Annotated in this window: 15 protein-coding genes and 1 tRNA gene; 6 read left to right on the forward strand and 10 right to left on the reverse strand. The window is 68.4% G+C overall.

What is annotated here, in order from left to right; all coding sequences use genetic code 11:
* Positions 1 to 14 precede the first annotated feature (14 nt).
* A tRNA-Ser gene (locus K8P10_RS13700) sits at positions 15 to 102 on the forward strand.
* 72 nt (positions 103 to 174) lie between these two features.
* On the opposite strand, the gene K8P10_RS13705 is transcribed toward K8P10_RS13700, so the two are convergent.
* Positions 175 to 2,598: an ATP-dependent DNA ligase gene (locus K8P10_RS13705; RefSeq protein ID WP_224779452.1), complete on the reverse strand. Its 2,424-nt coding sequence runs from the start codon at positions 2,596 to 2,598 to the stop codon at positions 175 to 177.
* A gap of 77 nt (positions 2,599 to 2,675) precedes the next feature.
* On the opposite strand from K8P10_RS13705, the gene K8P10_RS13710 reads away from it, so the two are divergent.
* Together K8P10_RS13710 and K8P10_RS13715 are read left to right on the forward strand one after the other, a co-directional pair.
* Positions 2,676 to 3,740: a Ku protein gene (locus K8P10_RS13710; protein WP_224779453.1), complete on the forward strand. Its 1,065-nt coding sequence runs from the start codon at positions 2,676 to 2,678 to the stop codon at positions 3,738 to 3,740.
* Between the two features lie 61 nt (positions 3,741 to 3,801).
* Positions 3,802 to 4,386, forward strand: a complete 585-nt coding sequence (locus tag K8P10_RS13715; protein WP_224779454.1) for an XRE family transcriptional regulator — start codon at positions 3,802 to 3,804, stop codon at positions 4,384 to 4,386.
* A 24-nt stretch (positions 4,387 to 4,410) separates the two neighbouring features.
* Here K8P10_RS13715 and K8P10_RS13720 read toward each other — a convergent pair whose 3' ends face one another.
* Complete coding sequence (locus tag K8P10_RS13720) at positions 4,411 to 5,895, reverse strand: dicarboxylate/amino acid:cation symporter (RefSeq protein ID WP_224779455.1); 1,485 nt, start codon at positions 5,893 to 5,895, stop codon at positions 4,411 to 4,413.
* A 283-nt stretch (positions 5,896 to 6,178) separates the two neighbouring features.
* Between K8P10_RS13720 and K8P10_RS13725 the strand changes: the two genes are divergently transcribed.
* Complete coding sequence (locus K8P10_RS13725; protein ID WP_224779456.1) at positions 6,179 to 6,811, forward strand: CHAP domain-containing protein; 633 nt, start codon at positions 6,179 to 6,181, stop codon at positions 6,809 to 6,811.
* A gap of 11 nt (positions 6,812 to 6,822) precedes the next feature.
* Here K8P10_RS13725 and K8P10_RS13730 read toward each other — a convergent pair whose 3' ends face one another.
* From K8P10_RS13730 to K8P10_RS13740, 3 genes are read right to left on the reverse strand one after another with little or no spacing between them, the layout of a single operon-like run.
* Positions 6,823 to 7,953, reverse strand: a complete 1,131-nt coding sequence (locus K8P10_RS13730) for a glycosyltransferase family 1 protein (RefSeq protein ID WP_224779457.1) — start codon at positions 7,951 to 7,953, stop codon at positions 6,823 to 6,825.
* A gap of 2 nt (positions 7,954 to 7,955) precedes the next feature.
* Complete coding sequence (locus K8P10_RS13735) at positions 7,956 to 9,149, reverse strand: glycosyltransferase (RefSeq protein ID WP_224779458.1); 1,194 nt, start codon at positions 9,147 to 9,149, stop codon at positions 7,956 to 7,958.
* A 42-nt stretch (positions 9,150 to 9,191) separates the two neighbouring features.
* Positions 9,192 to 10,448, reverse strand: a complete 1,257-nt coding sequence (locus K8P10_RS13740) for an MFS transporter (RefSeq protein ID WP_224779459.1) — start codon at positions 10,446 to 10,448, stop codon at positions 9,192 to 9,194.
* A gap of 135 nt (positions 10,449 to 10,583) precedes the next feature.
* Here K8P10_RS13740 and K8P10_RS13745 point away from each other — a divergent pair, with 135 nt between their 5' ends.
* Positions 10,584 to 10,892 carry a helix-turn-helix domain-containing protein gene (locus K8P10_RS13745; RefSeq protein WP_224779460.1) on the forward strand — a complete coding sequence of 103 codons (309 nt, stop codon included), beginning with the start codon at positions 10,584 to 10,586 and terminating at the stop codon, positions 10,890 to 10,892.
* A 273-nt stretch (positions 10,893 to 11,165) separates the two neighbouring features.
* Complete coding sequence (locus K8P10_RS13750) at positions 11,166 to 12,185, forward strand: NADP-dependent oxidoreductase (protein WP_224779461.1); 1,020 nt, start codon at positions 11,166 to 11,168, stop codon at positions 12,183 to 12,185.
* Between the two features lie 2 nt (positions 12,186 to 12,187).
* On the opposite strand, the gene K8P10_RS13755 is transcribed toward K8P10_RS13750, so the two are convergent.
* From K8P10_RS13755 to dnaK, 5 genes are read right to left on the reverse strand one after another with little or no spacing between them, the layout of a single operon-like run.
* On the reverse strand, positions 12,188 to 13,366 hold the full coding sequence (locus K8P10_RS13755) for a methyltransferase (protein ID WP_224779462.1): 1,179 nt from the start codon (positions 13,364 to 13,366) through the stop codon (positions 12,188 to 12,190).
* A complete protein-coding gene (locus K8P10_RS13760) occupies positions 13,320 to 13,781 on the reverse strand; it encodes a heat shock protein transcriptional repressor HspR (RefSeq protein WP_224779463.1) in 462 nt (153 codons plus the stop codon). The genes K8P10_RS13755 and K8P10_RS13760 overlap by 47 nt, the downstream gene beginning before the upstream one ends.
* A gap of 56 nt (positions 13,782 to 13,837) precedes the next feature.
* Positions 13,838 to 14,803, reverse strand: a complete 966-nt coding sequence (locus tag K8P10_RS13765; protein WP_224779464.1) for a DnaJ C-terminal domain-containing protein — start codon at positions 14,801 to 14,803, stop codon at positions 13,838 to 13,840.
* On the reverse strand, positions 14,796 to 15,419 hold the full coding sequence (locus K8P10_RS13770; RefSeq protein ID WP_224779465.1) for a nucleotide exchange factor GrpE: 624 nt from the start codon (positions 15,417 to 15,419) through the stop codon (positions 14,796 to 14,798). The genes K8P10_RS13765 and K8P10_RS13770 overlap by 8 nt, the downstream gene beginning before the upstream one ends.
* A 2-nt stretch (positions 15,420 to 15,421) precedes the next feature.
* Entirely contained in the window at positions 15,422 to 17,269 is a 1,848-nt protein-coding gene (gene dnaK, locus K8P10_RS13775; RefSeq protein WP_224779466.1) for a molecular chaperone DnaK, read from the reverse strand.
* Between the last annotated feature and the right edge of the window lie 64 nt (positions 17,270 to 17,333).

Here is a 17,333-nt window from a genome sequence, read left to right on the forward strand (position 1 = left end):
TTCGAGTCGGCTCAGGAGCATTCGCCTAGCGGCCTATGGCGCACGCCTGGAACGCGTGTTGGGTTCACGCCCTCGTGGGTTCAAATCCCACATGCTCCGCCAATTGTCCTGAGTCGCGACATCGTTGACGAACATGTCGCGGCTCAGGACTTTTTTGCGTCCGGGTGCCGAGTGCTACGCCCCCGGCGCCACGACGTCGCCGGCCGCCTTGTCGGGTCGCCACCCGCGCCACACCGGCTGGCGAAGCCGCCCCTCCTCGGTGATCTCCCGGAACGACACCTCTCCCACCAGTTTCGGCGTCACCCACGTGGCATCGCGACGATCGGCGGACGGCACCGATGACGCGGGCGGAGTCTTGCGTTCGATGCGTGCGAGCTGCTCGCGGATGCGCGTGCGGTCGGCGTTCGAGAACCCTGTGCCCACGCGCCCCACGTACTCGAGGCCCGACGCGCCTGGCACGGCCAGCAGCAGCGACGCGAGACCGTCCGGTTCGGTCTCGCTCGCGCGCCACCCGATGACGATCACCTCTGCCGCGTTCCCGTGCGGAAACTTCAGCCAGTCGCTCGTCCGCTTGCCCGGCCGGTAGACACTGTCGAGACGCTTCGCCATGACGCCCTCGAAGCGGAGCTCGCGACTCGCGCGTTCCGCGGCAGCGGCGTCCCCCTCGAACGCGGGCGGTGCGAAGATCGGCACCCCGGCAACCTCATCGACGATCTCCTCGAGTAGTTCGCGACGGTCGCGGTAGGGCAGATCGGTCGTCTGGCGCCCATTCACCCGGAGCACGTCGAATGCCGCGAACGATACCGGTGCCTCCCGTTGCGCCTCAGAGATCTCGCGCTCCGCAACGACGTTCATGCGCCGCTGCAGACGGGAGAAGCTTGCCGCACCGCCGGAGTCGAACGCGACGATCTCACCGTCCAGTACCGCGTCATCCGCACCGAGTGCCGTCCCGATCGATGCCAGCTCGGGGTACGAAGCGGTGACGTCCTTCCCCGTGCGGCTCCTGATCCGCACCCCCTCGGGTGAGACAGCGATCACGGCGCGCATGCCATCCCACTTCATCTCGAACGCCCACTTGTCTTCCTCGAGCGCTGCGAGCCCACCCGAACGGCCTCGCGTCGCGAGCATCGGCGAGAGACGTTCCCCGGCGCCCGGACCCGAGCGCCTGCGAGCATCACCACCCTTGGCCGGAGGGGAAATCGGCGAGGGGTCCTGATCCTGCATCAGATGGATCATCCACTGGGGTTTCTTCGGATCGTCCCGCGTGCGGAAGAGCGCGAACCGACGAGGTCTGCCGAGGCCACCGTCCTCGGCACCCGTCAGGGTCACGATGATCTCGTCGTCGCGCCACTTCTCGATGTCCGCCGCACCGGTGTCCCAGATCTCGACCGTGCCGGCCCCGTACTCGCCTTTCGGGATGGTACCGGAGAAGAAGCGGTAGTCCATCGGGTGGTCCTCGGTGGGCACCGCGAGCCGGTTCTGCTTCGGATTCGTCGGCACGCCTTTCGGCAGCGCCCAGCTCACGAGTACCCCGTCGTGCTCGACACGGAAGTCGTAGTGCAGGTTTCGGGCGGCGTGCTTCTGGATCACGAACACGGGTCCCCCGGTCTCCGACCCACCTCCCACCGCCGACGGCATGGGCTCGGTCGTCTTGCGCCGATCCCGCTTGGATCGATAGATCTCAAGCCGGTCGCGCGGTGCCTCCCCCGCACCTACCGACTGTTCCACGTCGGTGACGGCGACCATCGGATCACCCCGACGTTCGATCCGCTCGAGCACCTCGTGGTATTCGAGTTGCCGCAGGTGCGGGGATCCGAGCTCCCGCCAGGTGCGGGGCGCCGCGACCGTCGGCCTGGTGCGACCGCGCAGCGAGTAGGGCGCGATCGTCGTCTTGCTCGCGTTGTTCTGGCTCCAGTCGATGAAGACCCGCCCCTCCCGCTGCGAGCGCTTCATGGAGCTCACGATCTCCTCCGGGTGATCGGCTTCGAGGGCCCGAGCGAGCTCGTGCGCGACCTGCGAGACCTCGTCCGAGGTCTGCGATCCGTCGAGGGCGGCGTACAGGTGGATCCCCTTGCTTCCGCTCGTCACCGGCACCGCCGCGAGCCCCATATCGGAGAGGATGCCCCGGGCGAGGGTCGCGACTTCGGCGCACTCCCGGAGCGAGACGCCCGGACCAGGATCGAGATCGAGCACGAGCCGATCGGGGTGCTGCTGCGCGTCACCCCTGCCGAATCGCCACTGGGGCACGTGGATCTCGAGCGCGGCGAGCTGCCCGAGCCACACGAGAGTCGGCAGGTCGTTCACGAGCGGATAGTGATTCACGTGGTCGCGGTGCTCGATCGCTCGGACCTCGACCCAGTCGGGGGCGCCCTCGCCGATGTCTTTCTGGAAGAACATCTGCCCCTCGACGCCGTCAGGCCACCGCTTGCGGGTGGCGGCGCGGTCCCGGCAGTGCGGCAGCATGACGGGCGCGATCCCCTGCAGATACTCGAGGACATCGCGCTTCGTCGTTCCGGTCTCGGGGTAGAGGATCTTGTCGAGATTCGACACCCGCACCCGCCGACCCTCCACCGTCACGGTCTGCTGCTTCGACGCCACGCCCCCATCGTCGCGCCACAGCTCCGCTGGGCGCAAGGGGTGGCGGATCGCACCTCGAGCACGCTCTACTGGGGTGCATGAGAGCGATCTGGAACGGAGCCGTGACCTTCGGACTCGTGAATGTCCCCGTCAAGCTGTACAGCGCGACCGAGGACCATGATGTCAGCCTCCATCAGGTGCATGATGAGGACGGGGGCCGGATCCACTACGAGCGGCGCTGCGACGTGTGCGAGCGGGTGATCCCCTTCGACCACATCGAGAAGGCCTACGTCGAGGACGACGAGACGGTCGTCCTCACCCGCGACGAACTCGACGCGCTGCCCCAGGAGCGCAGCAAGGAGATCGAGGTCGTGGAGTTCGTGCCCAGCGACCAGATCGATCCGATCCTGTTCGATCGCACCTACTATCTGGCACCGGCGGGCAAGTCCACCAAGGCGTACGTGCTGCTCAGGCGCACGCTCGAGAAGACCGAACGCACCGCCATCGTCCAGTTCGCCCTGCGGCAGCGGACCAGGCTCGCCGCACTCCGGATCCGGGACGACGTGCTGACGGTGCAGACGCTGCTCTGGGCCGACGAGGTGCGGGAGCCGAACTTCCCCGCCCTCGACGAGACCGTACGCATCTCGGCGAAGGAGCTGCAGCTCTCCGCCTCGCTCGTGAAGAGCTACTCGGCCGACTTCACCCCCGAGCAGTATCGCGACGAGTACCAGGAGGAGCTCAGAACCCTCATCGACGCGAAACTCGAACAGGGGGACGCGCTCGACACCGACGCCACGTTCGGGGAGGCCGACGAGGACGAGGGAGGCGAGGTCATCGACCTCATGGAAGCGCTGCGCGCGAGCGTCAAGAAGTCGCGGGCGTCTCGATCAGGATCACGCTCGTCAGGGTCGCGCTCGTCAGGGTCGCGGCCGTCGTCGGCGTCGCAGTCGAAGAGGCCATCGAAGAAGAAGGGTTCATCGGGTTCGACTGCGAAGTCCGGCGCGAAGGCGAAGTCCGGCGCGAAGGCACAGTCCGGCGCGAAGGCACAGTCCGGAGGGAAGGCGAAGTCGTCGAGTGCTGGCAGAGGCACGAAGTCCGCGAAGTCTTCGAAGTCCTCCGGCACGGGTACGGGCACGAAGCGGTCGTCGCGGCAGGCGTCCTGATCCGTCCCGTTAGAACGACCGCCCCTGCGAACGACGCGGCCAAGTGCACTATGCTGCACGCATGACATCGGACACCGAGGCGCTCGCTCGGGCGATCGGCGCACGCGTCAAGCAGCAGCGCAACGCGCGCCGATGGACGCTCGACCGACTCGCGGGAGCGGCTGGCGTCAGCCGCCGGATGCTGGTGAACGTCGAGCAGGGCGCCGTGAACCCGAGCGTCGGCACCCTCCTGCGTTTGAGCGAAGCGCTCGGCGTGGGGCTCCCCGAGCTGGTGGAGCCTCCCGCGCCCCGCTCGGTGAAGGTGACGCGGAACGGAGACGGTCCGCGGCTCTGGTCGGGCGAGCACGGGGGACGGGGGGTCCTCGTCGCGAACGCACCCCGCCCCGACATCATGGAGCTCTGGGACTGGACGCTCATGCCCGGCGAGGCGCACGAGAGCGACGCGCACACACCCGGCACCCGAGAACTGCTGCAGGTGCTCGAGGGCACCGTGGTCGTCGAGTGCGACGGCCACGCGTCCACGCTTCAGGAAGGCGACGCCGTCGCGTTCCCCGGTGATGCGGCGCACGCCTACCGCAACAGTTCGACCGTCCCGGCGCGGTTCAGCCTCGCGGTGTTCGAGCCGCCGGCCCGCCCCGAAGCCTGAGGTCGGGGCGGGCCGGCCTCGCCGCTACGCGCGGGAGCCGGTGCCGATCGACGTGGTCGTGTCGCTCGCGGTGACGTGCCCGTCGCCCTCCGCCGTGCCGTCGCTGACCGACTCGGCATCTGTGGGCGCCTCGTCGGCGTCATCGTCGAAGTTGAACGCGCGCCCCCGTCGAGAGGCGTTGTACAGGTCGAGGTCGAGTATGCCCTCGCGCTTGGCGACGATCGTCGGCACGAGTGCCTGGCCCGCGACGTTGACCGCCGTGCGGCCCATGTCGATGATCGGGTCGATGGCGAGGAGCAGGCCCACGCCCTCGAGGGGGAGGCCGACGGTCGACAGCGTGAGCGTGAGCATCACGGTGGCACCGGTCGTGCCCGCGGTCGCCGCGGAACCGACCACGGCGACGAGTGCGATGAGCAGGTACTGGAAGACCGTCAACTCGATGCCGAAGAACTGCGCCACGAAGATCGCCGCCACGGCCGGGTAGACAGCCGCGCAGCCGTCCATCTTCGTCGTCGCACCGAAGGGCACCGCGAACGACGAGTATCCGCGCGGCACGCCGAGGTTGCGCTCGGTGACGCTCTGCGTCAGCGGGAGCGTGCCGATCGATGAGCGGCTCACAAAGCCCAGCTGCACCGCGGGCCACACCCCGGAGAAGTACTGCTTGATCGACAGCCCGTGCGTCTTGATGAGCACGGGGTAGACGACGAAGAGCACCAGCGCGAGGCCCAAGTACAGGACGGCGACGAACCGCGTGAGTGACCCCATGGTGGCCCAGCCGTAGGAGGCCACGGCGTTGCCGATGAGGCCGAGCGTGCCGATCGGGGCGAGGCGGATGATCCACCAGAGCACCTTCTGGATCACGGCGAGCGCCGACTCGGTGATGCGGATGAACGGCTCCGCCTTCTCCCCCACCTTGAGCGCGGCGATACCGATGACGGCGGAGATGACGATGACCTGGAGCACGTTGAAGCTCGGGCTGGCCGACACGTCGCCGTCGACGACCTGCGTGCCGACCTCGAGGCCGAGGAAGTTGGCGGGCACGAGTCCGAGGAGGAAGTCCCACCAGCCGCCGACGCTCGACGGATCGCCGGTCTGGAGATCGGTGGAACTGGAAGTGCCGGCACCCGGCTGGAGCACCGTGCCGAGCACGAGACCGATCGAGACGGCGATGAGTGCCGTGATGGCGAACCACAGCAGCGTCTGACCCGCGAGACGCGCGGCGTTCGTGACCTTGCGCAGGCCGACGATGCTCGACACGATCGCGGTGAAGATCAGCGGCACGACAGCGGCACGGAGCAGGCTCACGTAGCTGGAGCCGATCACCTGGAGCGTCGCATGGAGGCCGTTGGGGTTGTCCGGGTCACTGCCCATCGACAGGACCACGGCGCCGAGCGCGATGCCGAGGACCAGGGCGATCAGGATCTGCCACCCGAACGAGGTCATCCACTTCGGCAGGACTCGCCGCTTCTCGGTGGAGCTTCTCGAGTTCGACGTCTCAGTTGCTGTCATTCGTCCGTCATTCCTTTCAGGCACAAGCATTCAGGATAGCACTGACATTCAGGAACGTGATGCCAGCCATAACTATTCCGAGTCACCGGTCAGGCTGTCCGACACGCCGAGGAGAGGCACTGATAGCCTCAGCGAACCGGCGATTTTCGACCGAGGGTTGCAAGGTAACGGTTCAGTAACGCATACTGGGTTGGTTCGTTACTTGTTCGAGACACGGTGAAGTTCACCCTCCCCGCTCGTTCGAGATGACGTCAGTTTTGTCCCCAACCCAGGAGAAGCCCGAGTGCAGATCCCCGCTAAGACCTTTATTGTGGCGCTGATTTCCGGCGTAACTTTCGCCCTCACCGCCACCCCGGCGCACGCAACGGCACCGGTAGAGGACTTCTCGGCACCCGCAGCAGTCGCTCCGCTCGCGAACATCTCGCAGACACTCGACACCAGCGAGACCGACAACGTCGAGGTGCTCGATGCCATGCTGCAGACGAGCAGCGCCGGCTCCACGCCGGCCGGCTTCGACGTCGATGCGGCGATCGCTGCGGCCGAAGAAGAGGTCGGCACGAGCCGCCCCACGGGTTGGAGCCAGCCAGGCGAGTGCATCATGTCGGCTCAGCGCTGGATCAAGGCGGGCGACGGCGCCTGGAACGGCAGCGGCAACCCCGTCTCGAACTACGAGGGTGCGACCCGCCTCACGATCGAGGACGCGCAGCCGGGCGATATCGTGCAGTACGAGCACCTCGCATCCCCGACCTCCTGGGTCACGGGCGTGCACACACTGATGATCACCGGCGTCAACGACGACGGCACCTTCGAGATCATCGAGTCGAATAACCCCGGCGGATCCGGACTCGTCAGCAAGGACGAGCACTGGACGCCCAAGCCCCCCGAGGGCTTCCAGGCGGTCGTCTGGCGCTTCTGAGCGCAGAACGCTCAGGCGCTTTCGGCGTCCCCCTCGCGCACCGTCCGCAGCAGCTGCTGGGCGGTGCGCTCCCATGAGAAGCGCCGGGCATGCGCGAGTCCCGACTCGATGGTGCGCGATCGCGTGAGCGGGTCGTCCAGTTGCGTCACGGCGCTCGCGAACGCACCCGGGTCGGTCGGGGGCACATACAGGGCCCCCTCGCCCGCAACCTCGCGGAAGATCTCCAGGTCGCTCACCACGGCGGGAACTCCGAAGGCGAGCGCCTCGGCGATCGGCAATCCGTACCCTTCGTCGAGACTCAGCGTGGCGAGTAGCGCGCGGTCGTCGAGCAGTGCGGCGTAGGTCTCGTCGCTCACGCCGTGGTGGAACACGACTTCGCCGCCCCCTGGCTCGCGGAGTTGCAGCAGCTCGCGCTCCCGCTGGGGCGTGATGCGGCTGAGCAGATGGAGCGTGTGGTCCGACAGATCCCGCATCGCGCGCACGAGCGTCTCGACGTTCTTGTAGGGCATGAACGACCCCATGTAGACGATGTTGCGGGGCGCGACATCCGGTCGATGCTCCACCGGGTCTGCTCCATCGCGCCGGTCGGCGGGAAGCATCTCGGCGAGCCGCTGCGGCGCGTTCGCGAGGACGACCACTGGCCGCCGCGTGAGCCGCACCCGAGCGAACTCGCGCGCGCTCGTCTCGCTCACGGTCGCGACGACATCGGCGCGGTTGAGCACGAGGCGCTGTGGCACGTAGCTCAGGTGGAACAGGCGCCACCCCAGGCGGACCGCCCAGCCGAGGTCGCGCGGCGGCGTCCGGTGCCGGTAGTAGATCGTGTCGTGCAGCGTCAGGATCAGGCGGAAGCGCCGCCCGAGCGAGCCGATCGTCTGCATCGGCGAGAAGACGGCGTCGGGCCTGTACCGGTTCAGGATCAGCGCGGTGAATGGCTCCTTCGCCGACGTCGGCGCGTGGATCTTGAGGGTGCGCGCTCCCGGGGGAAGCAGCGCGGCCTGCGCGGGGTCGTGGATCAGGAAGGCGACCTCGACGCCGTGCGCCGGCGCCTCCTCGGTGACAGCCCGCGCCAGCTCGGCGGAGAACCGGCTGATGCCGTCGTGGAAGTCGGTGCGGATGTAGCGCGCGTCAAAGAGGAGCCGCACGGTCACTCCGGCAGCGGTTCGTCGCGGTAGAGCGCCTCGAAGGTGTCGAGGGTGCGCGTGATGTCGTGCACCGCCGCGCCGTCGAGCGAAGCCTGCTGCATGCGCTGCCACTCCTCCGGCGAGGCGGTGAGCACGTCGGTGATCCGCGCCGCGAGCTGCTGATCGTTGTCGGGCTCGAACAGGTACCCGTTCTCGCCGTTCTGCACCAGGTGCGGCAGCGCGACCGCGTCGGCCGCGATGATCGGCAGGCCAGAGGCCATCGCTTCGAGGGTGGCAATCGACTGGAGCTCAGCGATCGAGGAGATGACGAAGACCGAGGCGCGGCGGTAGGTCTCCACGAGCTCCGCGTCGTCGATGCGGCCGAGGAATGTGACGCGATCCTGCAGGCCCAGACCCTCGGTGAGCTGCTCCAGGTGCTTCAGCTGATCGCCGCCGCCCACGATGTCGAACTTCACGTCGAGCGCCGGATCGAGCCGCTTGATCGCGCGGAGCGTGACATCGACGCGCTTCTCCGTCGTGAGGCGACCGACGAAGAGCAGCCGATGCTCCGTGCGCGGAGTCGGGTCGGGTCGGTAGTGCGACCGGTCGATGCCGCAGCTGATCGGGATCACGCCGCGGATCCCGCTCGTCCCCTCCAGGAAGTCGGCTGCGCGGCGGGTCGGCGTGGTCACCGCTCGAGCCATGCCGAGCGTGTGCGTCACGTCGGCCCACAGCCCCTTCATGACCAGCTTGTCCATCAGCGGCGGCATGACGGTGAAGTCGAGGATGTTCTCGGCCATCACGTGGTTCGTCGCGATCATCGGGATACCGCGCTTCCGGGCGACCCGGGAGAGGCCGCGCCCGATGACGAAGTGGGACTGGATATGGATCACGTCGGGCTGCACCGCATCGACGACCTTCCGGGCATAGTGCTTCGCGCGCCACGGCCAGACGAAACGCAACCAGTCATGCGGCGGCCAGCGCACCGAAGGCGGGCGGTGGAGCATCACGGGCTGCCCCTCCACGATCTCGACGGCGGCCGGCGTGCGCCGATAGCGCCGCCCCGGCGCCATCACGTGCACCTCGTGGCCGCGCTCGACGAGGCCCGCGGCAAGGCGTTCGGCGAACCGAGCGGCACCGTTGACGTCGGGTGAGAACGTGTCGCAGCCGATGAGGATGCGCAGCGGTCGGTGGGAGTCGGAGTCGCTCGGAGTCACGGCGTGTGCGGGTCCTTCGTGTCGGGAACAGGCACTCCCAGCTTAGGGCGAGGTCTCCGGGAAAGCCTGCACAGGCGGCGGATTCCGGGGCAACCAGCGCCAGAACCCCGCCGCGCCGCACAGCGCCAGGGCTCCGGCGACGCCGCAGGCGACCGGCAGGGAGAGCGCGGCGATGGCCGACACCGCGACGGGCGTGAGCGCCCCACCGGTATCGACGAGCGTGCGCCACGCGGCGAGGAACGCCGCCGGGTGATCGATCGGTGCGAGGTCGGCGCCGACCGTCATGATGATCCCGCTCGAGAGCCCGTTGGCGAGCCCGAGTCCGGCCGCGCACCCCACGAACCAGGCGAACGCACCCGACACATCGTGGGTGAACGAGAGCGTGATGAACGCTGCCGACATGGCGATCAACGATGGCACGGCAGCCCAGAGCCTGCTGAAGCGGTCCATTACCTGACCGCTCACGTAGAAGAGAGCGAAATCGATCGCACCGGAGACCCCGACCACCAGCGCGATCTGCGACGCATCGGCGCCGATCGAGACGCCCCACAGCGGCAGCAGCACATCGCGGGCCGTGCGCGATCCCGACAGGAGCGCGGCCGAGACCCCGACCGTGGCGAGGGTGCCTCGGTACGCGCCCGCGGTGCGCCACACGCCGGGAAGGGGCTGAGCGGGGTCGCCGGGTCGACTCGCTCCGTTGCCTCCGGTAGCTTCGCGCGCCAGCGCCCGCTCAGGATCCGGCCCGAACCCGATCAGCGCGCCCGCCAGAGCGAGCGCGACGGCGAACGCCCAGGCCGCACTGCGCGGATCCCCCGTCAGCGCGATCATGCCAGCCGCGACGAACGGCCCGGCAAACGCGCCGAGACGGAAAGTTCCCCCGAGCAGCGAGAGCGCCCGTGCCCGGAACGGCACCGGCACCCGCGTCGTCATGAAGGCGTGCCTTGCGAGGTTGTACGTCGCGGTGCTCACGCCGATCGCGAAGACGCAGACCGCGAGCAGCACCAGGCTCGAGCCGAGCGCCAGCCCGACCGCGCCGGCGAGCGCCACGACTGAGGCCGCCAGCATGCCGATGCGCTCGCCCGCGCGCGACACGATCCAGCTGGCCGGCAGATTGCCGACGAGCTGACCCACCACCAGCAACGAGGCGATCACACCCGACTGGCCGAGATCTGCGCCGAGCGATGTCGCAACGACCGGCACCATCGGAACGATGCACCCCTTGCCGAGTCCGAACAGGGCGGACGGCCCGTAGATCATGGGGGCGAGCCGCAGGAGCAGCCGTCGCGAGGAGTCAGTCATGGCGATCTCAACTGTACGCCCGCCCTGAACCGGTATCAGTTCTAGCCGTGAATGCAAAGAAAAATGTCTCAGGAGGTTACGGCACAGTACCTGGAGTGACTGGACTCCCATTCCCCGTGCCTGCACGCTAGAACCGTGCCCAGAATTCACTCCGAAGCCGCCCGTCTCATCGGCCAGCGCATCCGTCGCGCCCGTCAGGACCTCGGCATCTCACTCGAGAACCTCGGAGAGCTCGCGGATGTGAACTGGACGAGCGTCGGCAAGATCGAACGCGGCGTCTCCAGCCCCACCACCGAGACGCTCATCAGGCTCGCCACGGCGCTCGAGGTCGACGCTGGAGCGTTCATCCGCGGCATCACCGCCGATGCGTACCCCGCACGGCATCATCAGCTCACCGCCCGCGAGTTCATCGAGGCGCGGAACCGCGCACGCCTCGACCGCTGATGGGCGGGTGCGGCCGCGCCGCGCCCCGCGCCCCGCGCCCCGAGCCCGAGCCCCGAGCCCCGCGCCCGAGCCTCGCACCCGAGCCCCGCGCCCCGCGCCCCGCCGAGGTTGCAGTTTGTCGGGTTTCAGAGCGCTTGAAGCGTGACGAAGTGCGATCTCGGCGGGGTGTGACCGCCCCGCGACCCTGGGCGCCGAAGCGTGGCGGGTGCGTCCAGGCCCGACCCCTAGGGTGGTGTGAGCAACGGAGCGATCATCACCCCGGAAGGAGCACGAATGTCGTACACCAGCCAGCAGTGGCGCCTCCAGTCCCGCCCGCACGGCGCACCGAAGCCCGAGAACTTCCTCTGGGACGAACAGTCCGTACGCGAGCCCCGCGATGGCGAAGTGCTCCTCCGCACCCGCTATCTCTCCCTGGACCCGTACATGCGCGGTCGCATGTCCGACGCCGAATCCTACGCGAAACCCGTCGAGGTCGGCGACGTGATGGTGGGGGCGACGGTGTCCGAGGTGCTCGAGTCTCGCTCACCGGATTTCGAGCCCGGGCAGACGGTCCTCGGCTACGGCGGGTGGCAGACGTTCAGCACTGAGCGTGCAAGCACGCTCCGGGCTCTCGATCCCGACGAGGCGCCGGTCACCACCGCTCTGGGCGTGCTCGGCATGCCCGGGTTCACGGCCTACGCCGGTCTCCTGGCGATCGGGAACCCGCAGCCGGGTGAGACCGTCGCCGTCGCTGCAGCTACCGGTCCCGTCGGCAGTGCGGTCGGCCAGATCGCGAAGCTCAAGGGATGCCGGACCGTCGGGATCGCCGGCGGACCTGAGAAAGTTGCCTATCTGGAGGAGCTCGGCTTCGACGCGGCGCTCGACCACCGGTCGGGCGACCTGGTCGAGCAACTGCGCAGTGCCGCTCCGGGTGGCATCGACGTCTACTTCGAGAACGTGGGCGGCGCGGTGTTCGAGGCGATTCTGCCGCGCTTGAACACGTTCGCGCGCGTGCCGGTCTGCGGTCTCGCGGCCAGCTACAACGCCACCGAGCTGCCCGAGGGTCCCGACCGGGCTCCCGCGCTCATGGGACTGGTCCTGCGCAAGTCGCTGACGCTGCGCGGCTTCATTCAGAACGAGTTCGTGCCGACCATGTTCGAGGACTTCCTGAGGGACATGGGCGCCTGGGTGCGCGAGGGCAAGATCCAGTACCGCGAGGACATCACCGCAGGTCTGGATCGGGCCCCCGAGGTCTTCACGAGCATGCTCGACGGCGGCAACTTCGGGAAGACGATCATCGAGGTGTCCGGCTAGGTTCAGCGCCGTTTCCGTGCCGCGAGCACTGTGAACGTGCGGGTGCGCGCCACCTGCTCAACCGGGCCGATGACACGCTCCACGAGCGGGCGGTAGGCGAGGTGCGTGTTGAACACGAGGCGGAGTTCTCCGCCAGGCGCGAGAGCGCGGGCACTCGAGCGGATGAGTCGATGCGCGACCTCGGCGTGCACCGTCGATCCCGAGTGGAACGGCGGGTTGAGCAGGATCAGATCGGCCCAGCCGTCGGGCACGGCCTCCGTCGCATCCGCGCGGTGCACCCGCACGCGATCGGCCACGCCCGCGGCCTCGCTCGTCAGGCGGGTGGCAGCCACGGCGGCTGCGGACTGATCGGTGGCGATCACCTCGGCGCGCGGGTTCGCACGCGCCGCCGCCGTCGCGAGGACGCCGTTCCCGCAGCCGAGGTCGACGACGCGCTGCGCGCCGGCGATCGCGTCACGGGTACCGTCCGCTGCGAGCAGCAGGCGCGTGCCGTGGTCGAGAGTCGCACCCCCGAACGTCGCCCCGAACGCGGCGACACGGAAGTCGAGGTCCGGGTCCTCGCCCCACACCGGGAAACGTGTTTCGCCGGCCCTGGGACCCGAGGCGCTCAAGACGCGTGATTTACGCCGGGCCAGGCCGGCACTCACGCTCGTGAAGGATCGGCCGAGGACCTCGTTCATGGTCAGCGTCATGTGCTTGACGCGCCCGCCAGCGAACACCTGCACCGCGGGATCCGCCCAGTCGGCGATCGCGCGCGCGATCTCGTCGAGGGCGTCGAGGCTCCTGGGCAGCTGGAGCAGCACCACCCGAGCCCCGTCGAGCAGTGACCGGTCGAGTGGACGCGAGCTGAAGTCGTCGACACCGAGACGCTCCGCGTTGGCGGCGAGTGCGCGCTCCCCGAGCAGCGGGTCCTGGAACACGCGGATCCCCGTGGCACCGAGGAGCGCACGGGCACCGATGGTCAGCGCGCCGTGACGGTCCCCGATAACAACGAGCTCGCCGTCAGCGAGATCCGCGATCGCGGCCTCGGCAGTGTCGAGCAGCAGGCGGTCGGTGGCGTCGTACGCCTCCAGCTCCACCGCATCGAAATCGGGGTACCGGGAGAGAGACCGGAACAGTTCCTCGGGATCCCGATCATCCTCCACGGTGCTCGCTGCCGTTCCCTCGGTGCTCGCCGCCATCGCCGCGGCCGAGCGGCCGCCAGACGACCACGTCAGCGTTGCGCCGCACGCGGGTGCCCCGCTTGAGCGTCACGACCTCGCCCGCCGCCCCGGCTGCGAAGACGCGCCGATCGGGGCGGTTCAGCATCTCGGTCGACAGTGCGCGCTCGAGCTCGCGAACGCGGGCGTCGAGTTCACGCACCCGGTCCTCGAGCTCGAGCACACGCCTGATGCCTTCGAGGCTCAGCCCCTCGGCTGAGAGCCGGGAGACCTCGCGCAGGCGCTCGACATCGTGAAGGGAGTAGCGGCGCGTGTTGCCGCTGGTACGCTGCGGGGACACCAGGCCGATGCGGTCGTACTGCCGCAGCGTCTGCGGATGCATATCCGCGAGGTCGGCAGCCGCCGCGATCGCGAACACCGGTGTGAACCGGTCCATCTGCGGTCCTCGTACCATCACTCTCCCCTCTCTCTCGCTGCTTCAGAAGTCGGCGATCAGCCCCGGGCGCGCGCCATCAGGTCGTCGCGGGGGTTCTCCTTCGGTTCGATCTCCCTGAACGCCTCGAGCGCTGCGCGCGCCTCGTCGCTCAGGTGCGTGGGAACGACGACCTGGACCTCTGCGAGGAGGTCGCCGACGCGTTTCGCCGTCTGCACACCGCGCCCCTTGACCCGCAGGACGCGGCCGCTCGGCGTGCCCGGCTGCACCTTGAGCTTGACGGTGCCGCCGCCCAGCAGCGGCACCTCCACCGTCGCGCCGAGCGTCGCCTCGGTGAACGTCACGGGCAGCGTCAACCGGAGGTTGTCGCCGTCGCGCTCGAACACCGGGTGCTTGCGCACGTGCACCGTCAAGATGATGTCACCCTGCGGTCCGCCGTTCGGACTCGGCTCGCCCTTGCCGCGGACCTTGATGCGCTTGCCGTCGCTGACACCGGCCGGGATCTTCACTTTCACGTTGCCAGACGGGGTCTGCAGCGTGATGGTGTTGCCCTTCACGGCGGTCTCGAAGTCCAGCGTGGTCGAGGCCTGGATGTCGCGGCCCGGTTGCGGCCCGCGTGGAGCGCCTCCGCCGCCGAACATCCCGAAGATGTCCTCGAAACCGGTCGCACCGCCCTGCTGGTAGGTGAACTGGTGACCGCCTCGGCCCGCGCCTCCGCCGAACATACCGCCGAAGACGTCGTCGAAGCCCTGACCGCCGGTGCCGCCTGCGGAGAAGCGGGCCCCGCCGGCGCCCATGGCTCGGATCTGGTCGTACTCCTCGCGCTGCTCGGGATCGGAGAGCACGGAGAACGCTTCACTGATCTCCTTGAACCTCGATTCGGCAGCCTCGTCCCCGGGATTCGAGTCGGGGTGGTACTTCCGTGCGAGCTTGCGGTAGCTCTTCTTGATCTCCGCCTCGGACGCGTCCTTCGACACCTCGAGGGTGCGGTAGAAGTCCTTCTCCAACCAGTCCTGACTAGCCATCTGCCCCCACCGCCACCGCTACCTTGGCGGGGCGCAGCTCGACATCGCCGATCCGGTAGCCCCGCTCCACCACATCGAGCACGGTGTCGCGCTCCGTGCCGGGAGTCGGCACCTGAGCGATGGCCTCGTGCTGCGCCGGGTCGAACGGCTCTCCGGCCTCACCGAAGCTCTCGACGCCGAGGCGCTGCAGAGCCGTGCGGATCTTGTGCGCGATGGTCGCGAACGCTGTGCCCTCTACGAGGTCGCCGTGCTTCTCGGCACGGTCGAGATCGTCGAGCACCCCGAGCAGCGGCATCACGGCGGATGCCGTAGCGCGCTGCTTGTCGCGCTCGGCGTTCGCCTCGGTGCGCTTTCGGTAGTTCGCGTACTCGGCGCTCAAGCGGCGCAGATCCTCGAGGTGCGGGTTGTCAGCGTCGGCCGCTGCGGCGTCGCCGGTCTGCTCCGCTTCGAGGATGTCCTCGACCGTCAGGCCTTCGCCCTCGGGCTCGTCACCGTTCTCGGCGCTGTGCGTCTGGTCCCCCTGCGGCTCGGGGCCGGAGTCCGCCGACTCCGGCCCCGAGCGAGGAGCACCGTTCTCGGGGAATTCCTCGCCCGAGTCCTTGTGCTCGTTCGTCATGGTTACTTCTGCTCCTCGTCGTCGTCGACCACCTCGGCGTCCACCACGTCGTCATCGTTGGATGACTCCGCTGCGGGCTCGCCCTCGGGGGTCTCCTGCTGCGCGGCCTGGTAGATCGCCTCGCCGAGCTTGCCCTGGCTCTCGCCCAGCTTGTCGGCTGCGGTCTTTACGGCTTCATCGTCATCGCCTGCGAGTGCCTGCTTCAGCGCGTCGAGATCGTTCTGCACCTCGGACTTCACGTCCTCGGGCAGCTTGTCCTCGTTCTCGCTGATGAGCTTCTCGACGGAGTAGGCCAGCTGCTCAGCGTTGTTGCGCTGCTCGGCGCTCTCGCGACGCTTCTTGTCCTCTGCCGCGTGCTCCTCGGCGTCCTTGACCATGCGCTCGATGTCCTCCTCGGACAGGCTGGAGCCGCCCGAGATGGTGATGGTCTGCTCCTTGCCGGTGCCCTTGTCCTTCGCGCCGACCTGAACGATGCCGTTCGCGTCGATGTCGAAGGTGACCTCGATCTGCGGGATGCCGCGCGGGGCGGGTGCGATGCCCGTCAGCTCGAAGGTGCCGAGGTTCTTGTTATCGCGGGTGAACTCGCGCTCGCCCTGGAAGACCTGGATCGCGACCGAGGGCTGGTTGTCCTCAGCGGTGGTGAAGGTCTCGCTGCGCTTGGTCGGGATGGCGGTGTTCCGCTCGATGAGCTTCGTCATGATGCCGCCCTTGGTCTCGATACCGAGGGACAGCGGGGTGACGTCGATCAGCAGGACGTCCTTGCGCTCGCCCTTCAGCACGCCGGCCTGGAGCGCTGCGCCCACGGCGACGACCTCGTCGGGGTTCACGCCCTTGTTGGGCTCGCGGCCACCGGTGAGCTTCGTCACGAGCTCGGTGACGGCGGGCATACGAGTCGATCCGCCCACGAGGACGACATGCGCGATGTCGTTCACGCTGATGCCGGCCTCCTTGATGACGTCCTCGAACGGCTTGCGCGTGCGCTCGAGCAGGTCCTTCGTCAGCTCCTCGAACTTCGCGCGGCTGAGCGTCTCGTCGAGGTTCGCCGGACCGTTCTCGGTGAGCGAGAGGTAGGGCAGCTGAATGTGGGCGCTCGTCGAGGTCGAGAGCTCCTTCTTCGCCTGCTCGGCCGCCTCCTTGAGGCGCTGGAGAGCGATCTTGTCCTTCGAGACATCCACACCGGTGGAGCTCTTGAACTGCTGCACGAGCCAGTCGACCACGCGCTGATCCCAGTCGTCGCCACCGAGGCGGTTGTCGCCGGCCGTGGAGCGCACCTGGATGGTCGAGAAGTCCTCGTCCTTGCCCACTTCGAGGAGCGAGACGTCGAAGGTGCCACCACCGAGGTCGAAGACGAGAATCAGCTCGTCTTCCTTGCCCTTGTCGAGACCGTACGCGAGTGCGGCTGCCGTGGGCTCGTTGATGATGCGCAGGACGTTGAGGCCCGAGATCTCACCGGCCTCCTTCGTCGCCTGACGCTCGGCATCGTTGAAGTAGGCGGGAACAGTGATGACGGCGTCCGTCACCTTGTCGCCCAGGTAGGTCTCCGCGTCGCGCTTCAGCTTCTGCAGAATACGTGCGCTGATCTCCTGCGCCGTGTACTTCTTGCCGTCGATCTCGGTCGTCCAGTCGGTGCCCATGTGGCGCTTGACCGACGAGATGGTTCGATCGACGTTGGTGACGGCCTGGCGCTTCGCGGTCTCACCGACGAGCACCTCCCCGTCCTTGGTGAATGCGACGATCGAGGGGGTCGTGCGGAGCCCCTCGGCGTTCGCGATGACGGTGGGCTCGCCGCCCTCCAGGACCGACACCACCGAGTTGGTGGTTCCGAGGTCGATGCCGACTGCACGTGACATGTGTTCTCCTTGCTCTCTGCGTATATCTGCGGGGCGCTCGCCGTGCGAGGCCCGGGTCCGTGCG

Origin of the sequence: Leucobacter sp. Psy1, from assembly GCF_020096995.1 — a bacterium.
GTDB lineage: Bacteria > Actinomycetota > Actinomycetes > Actinomycetales > Microbacteriaceae > Leucobacter.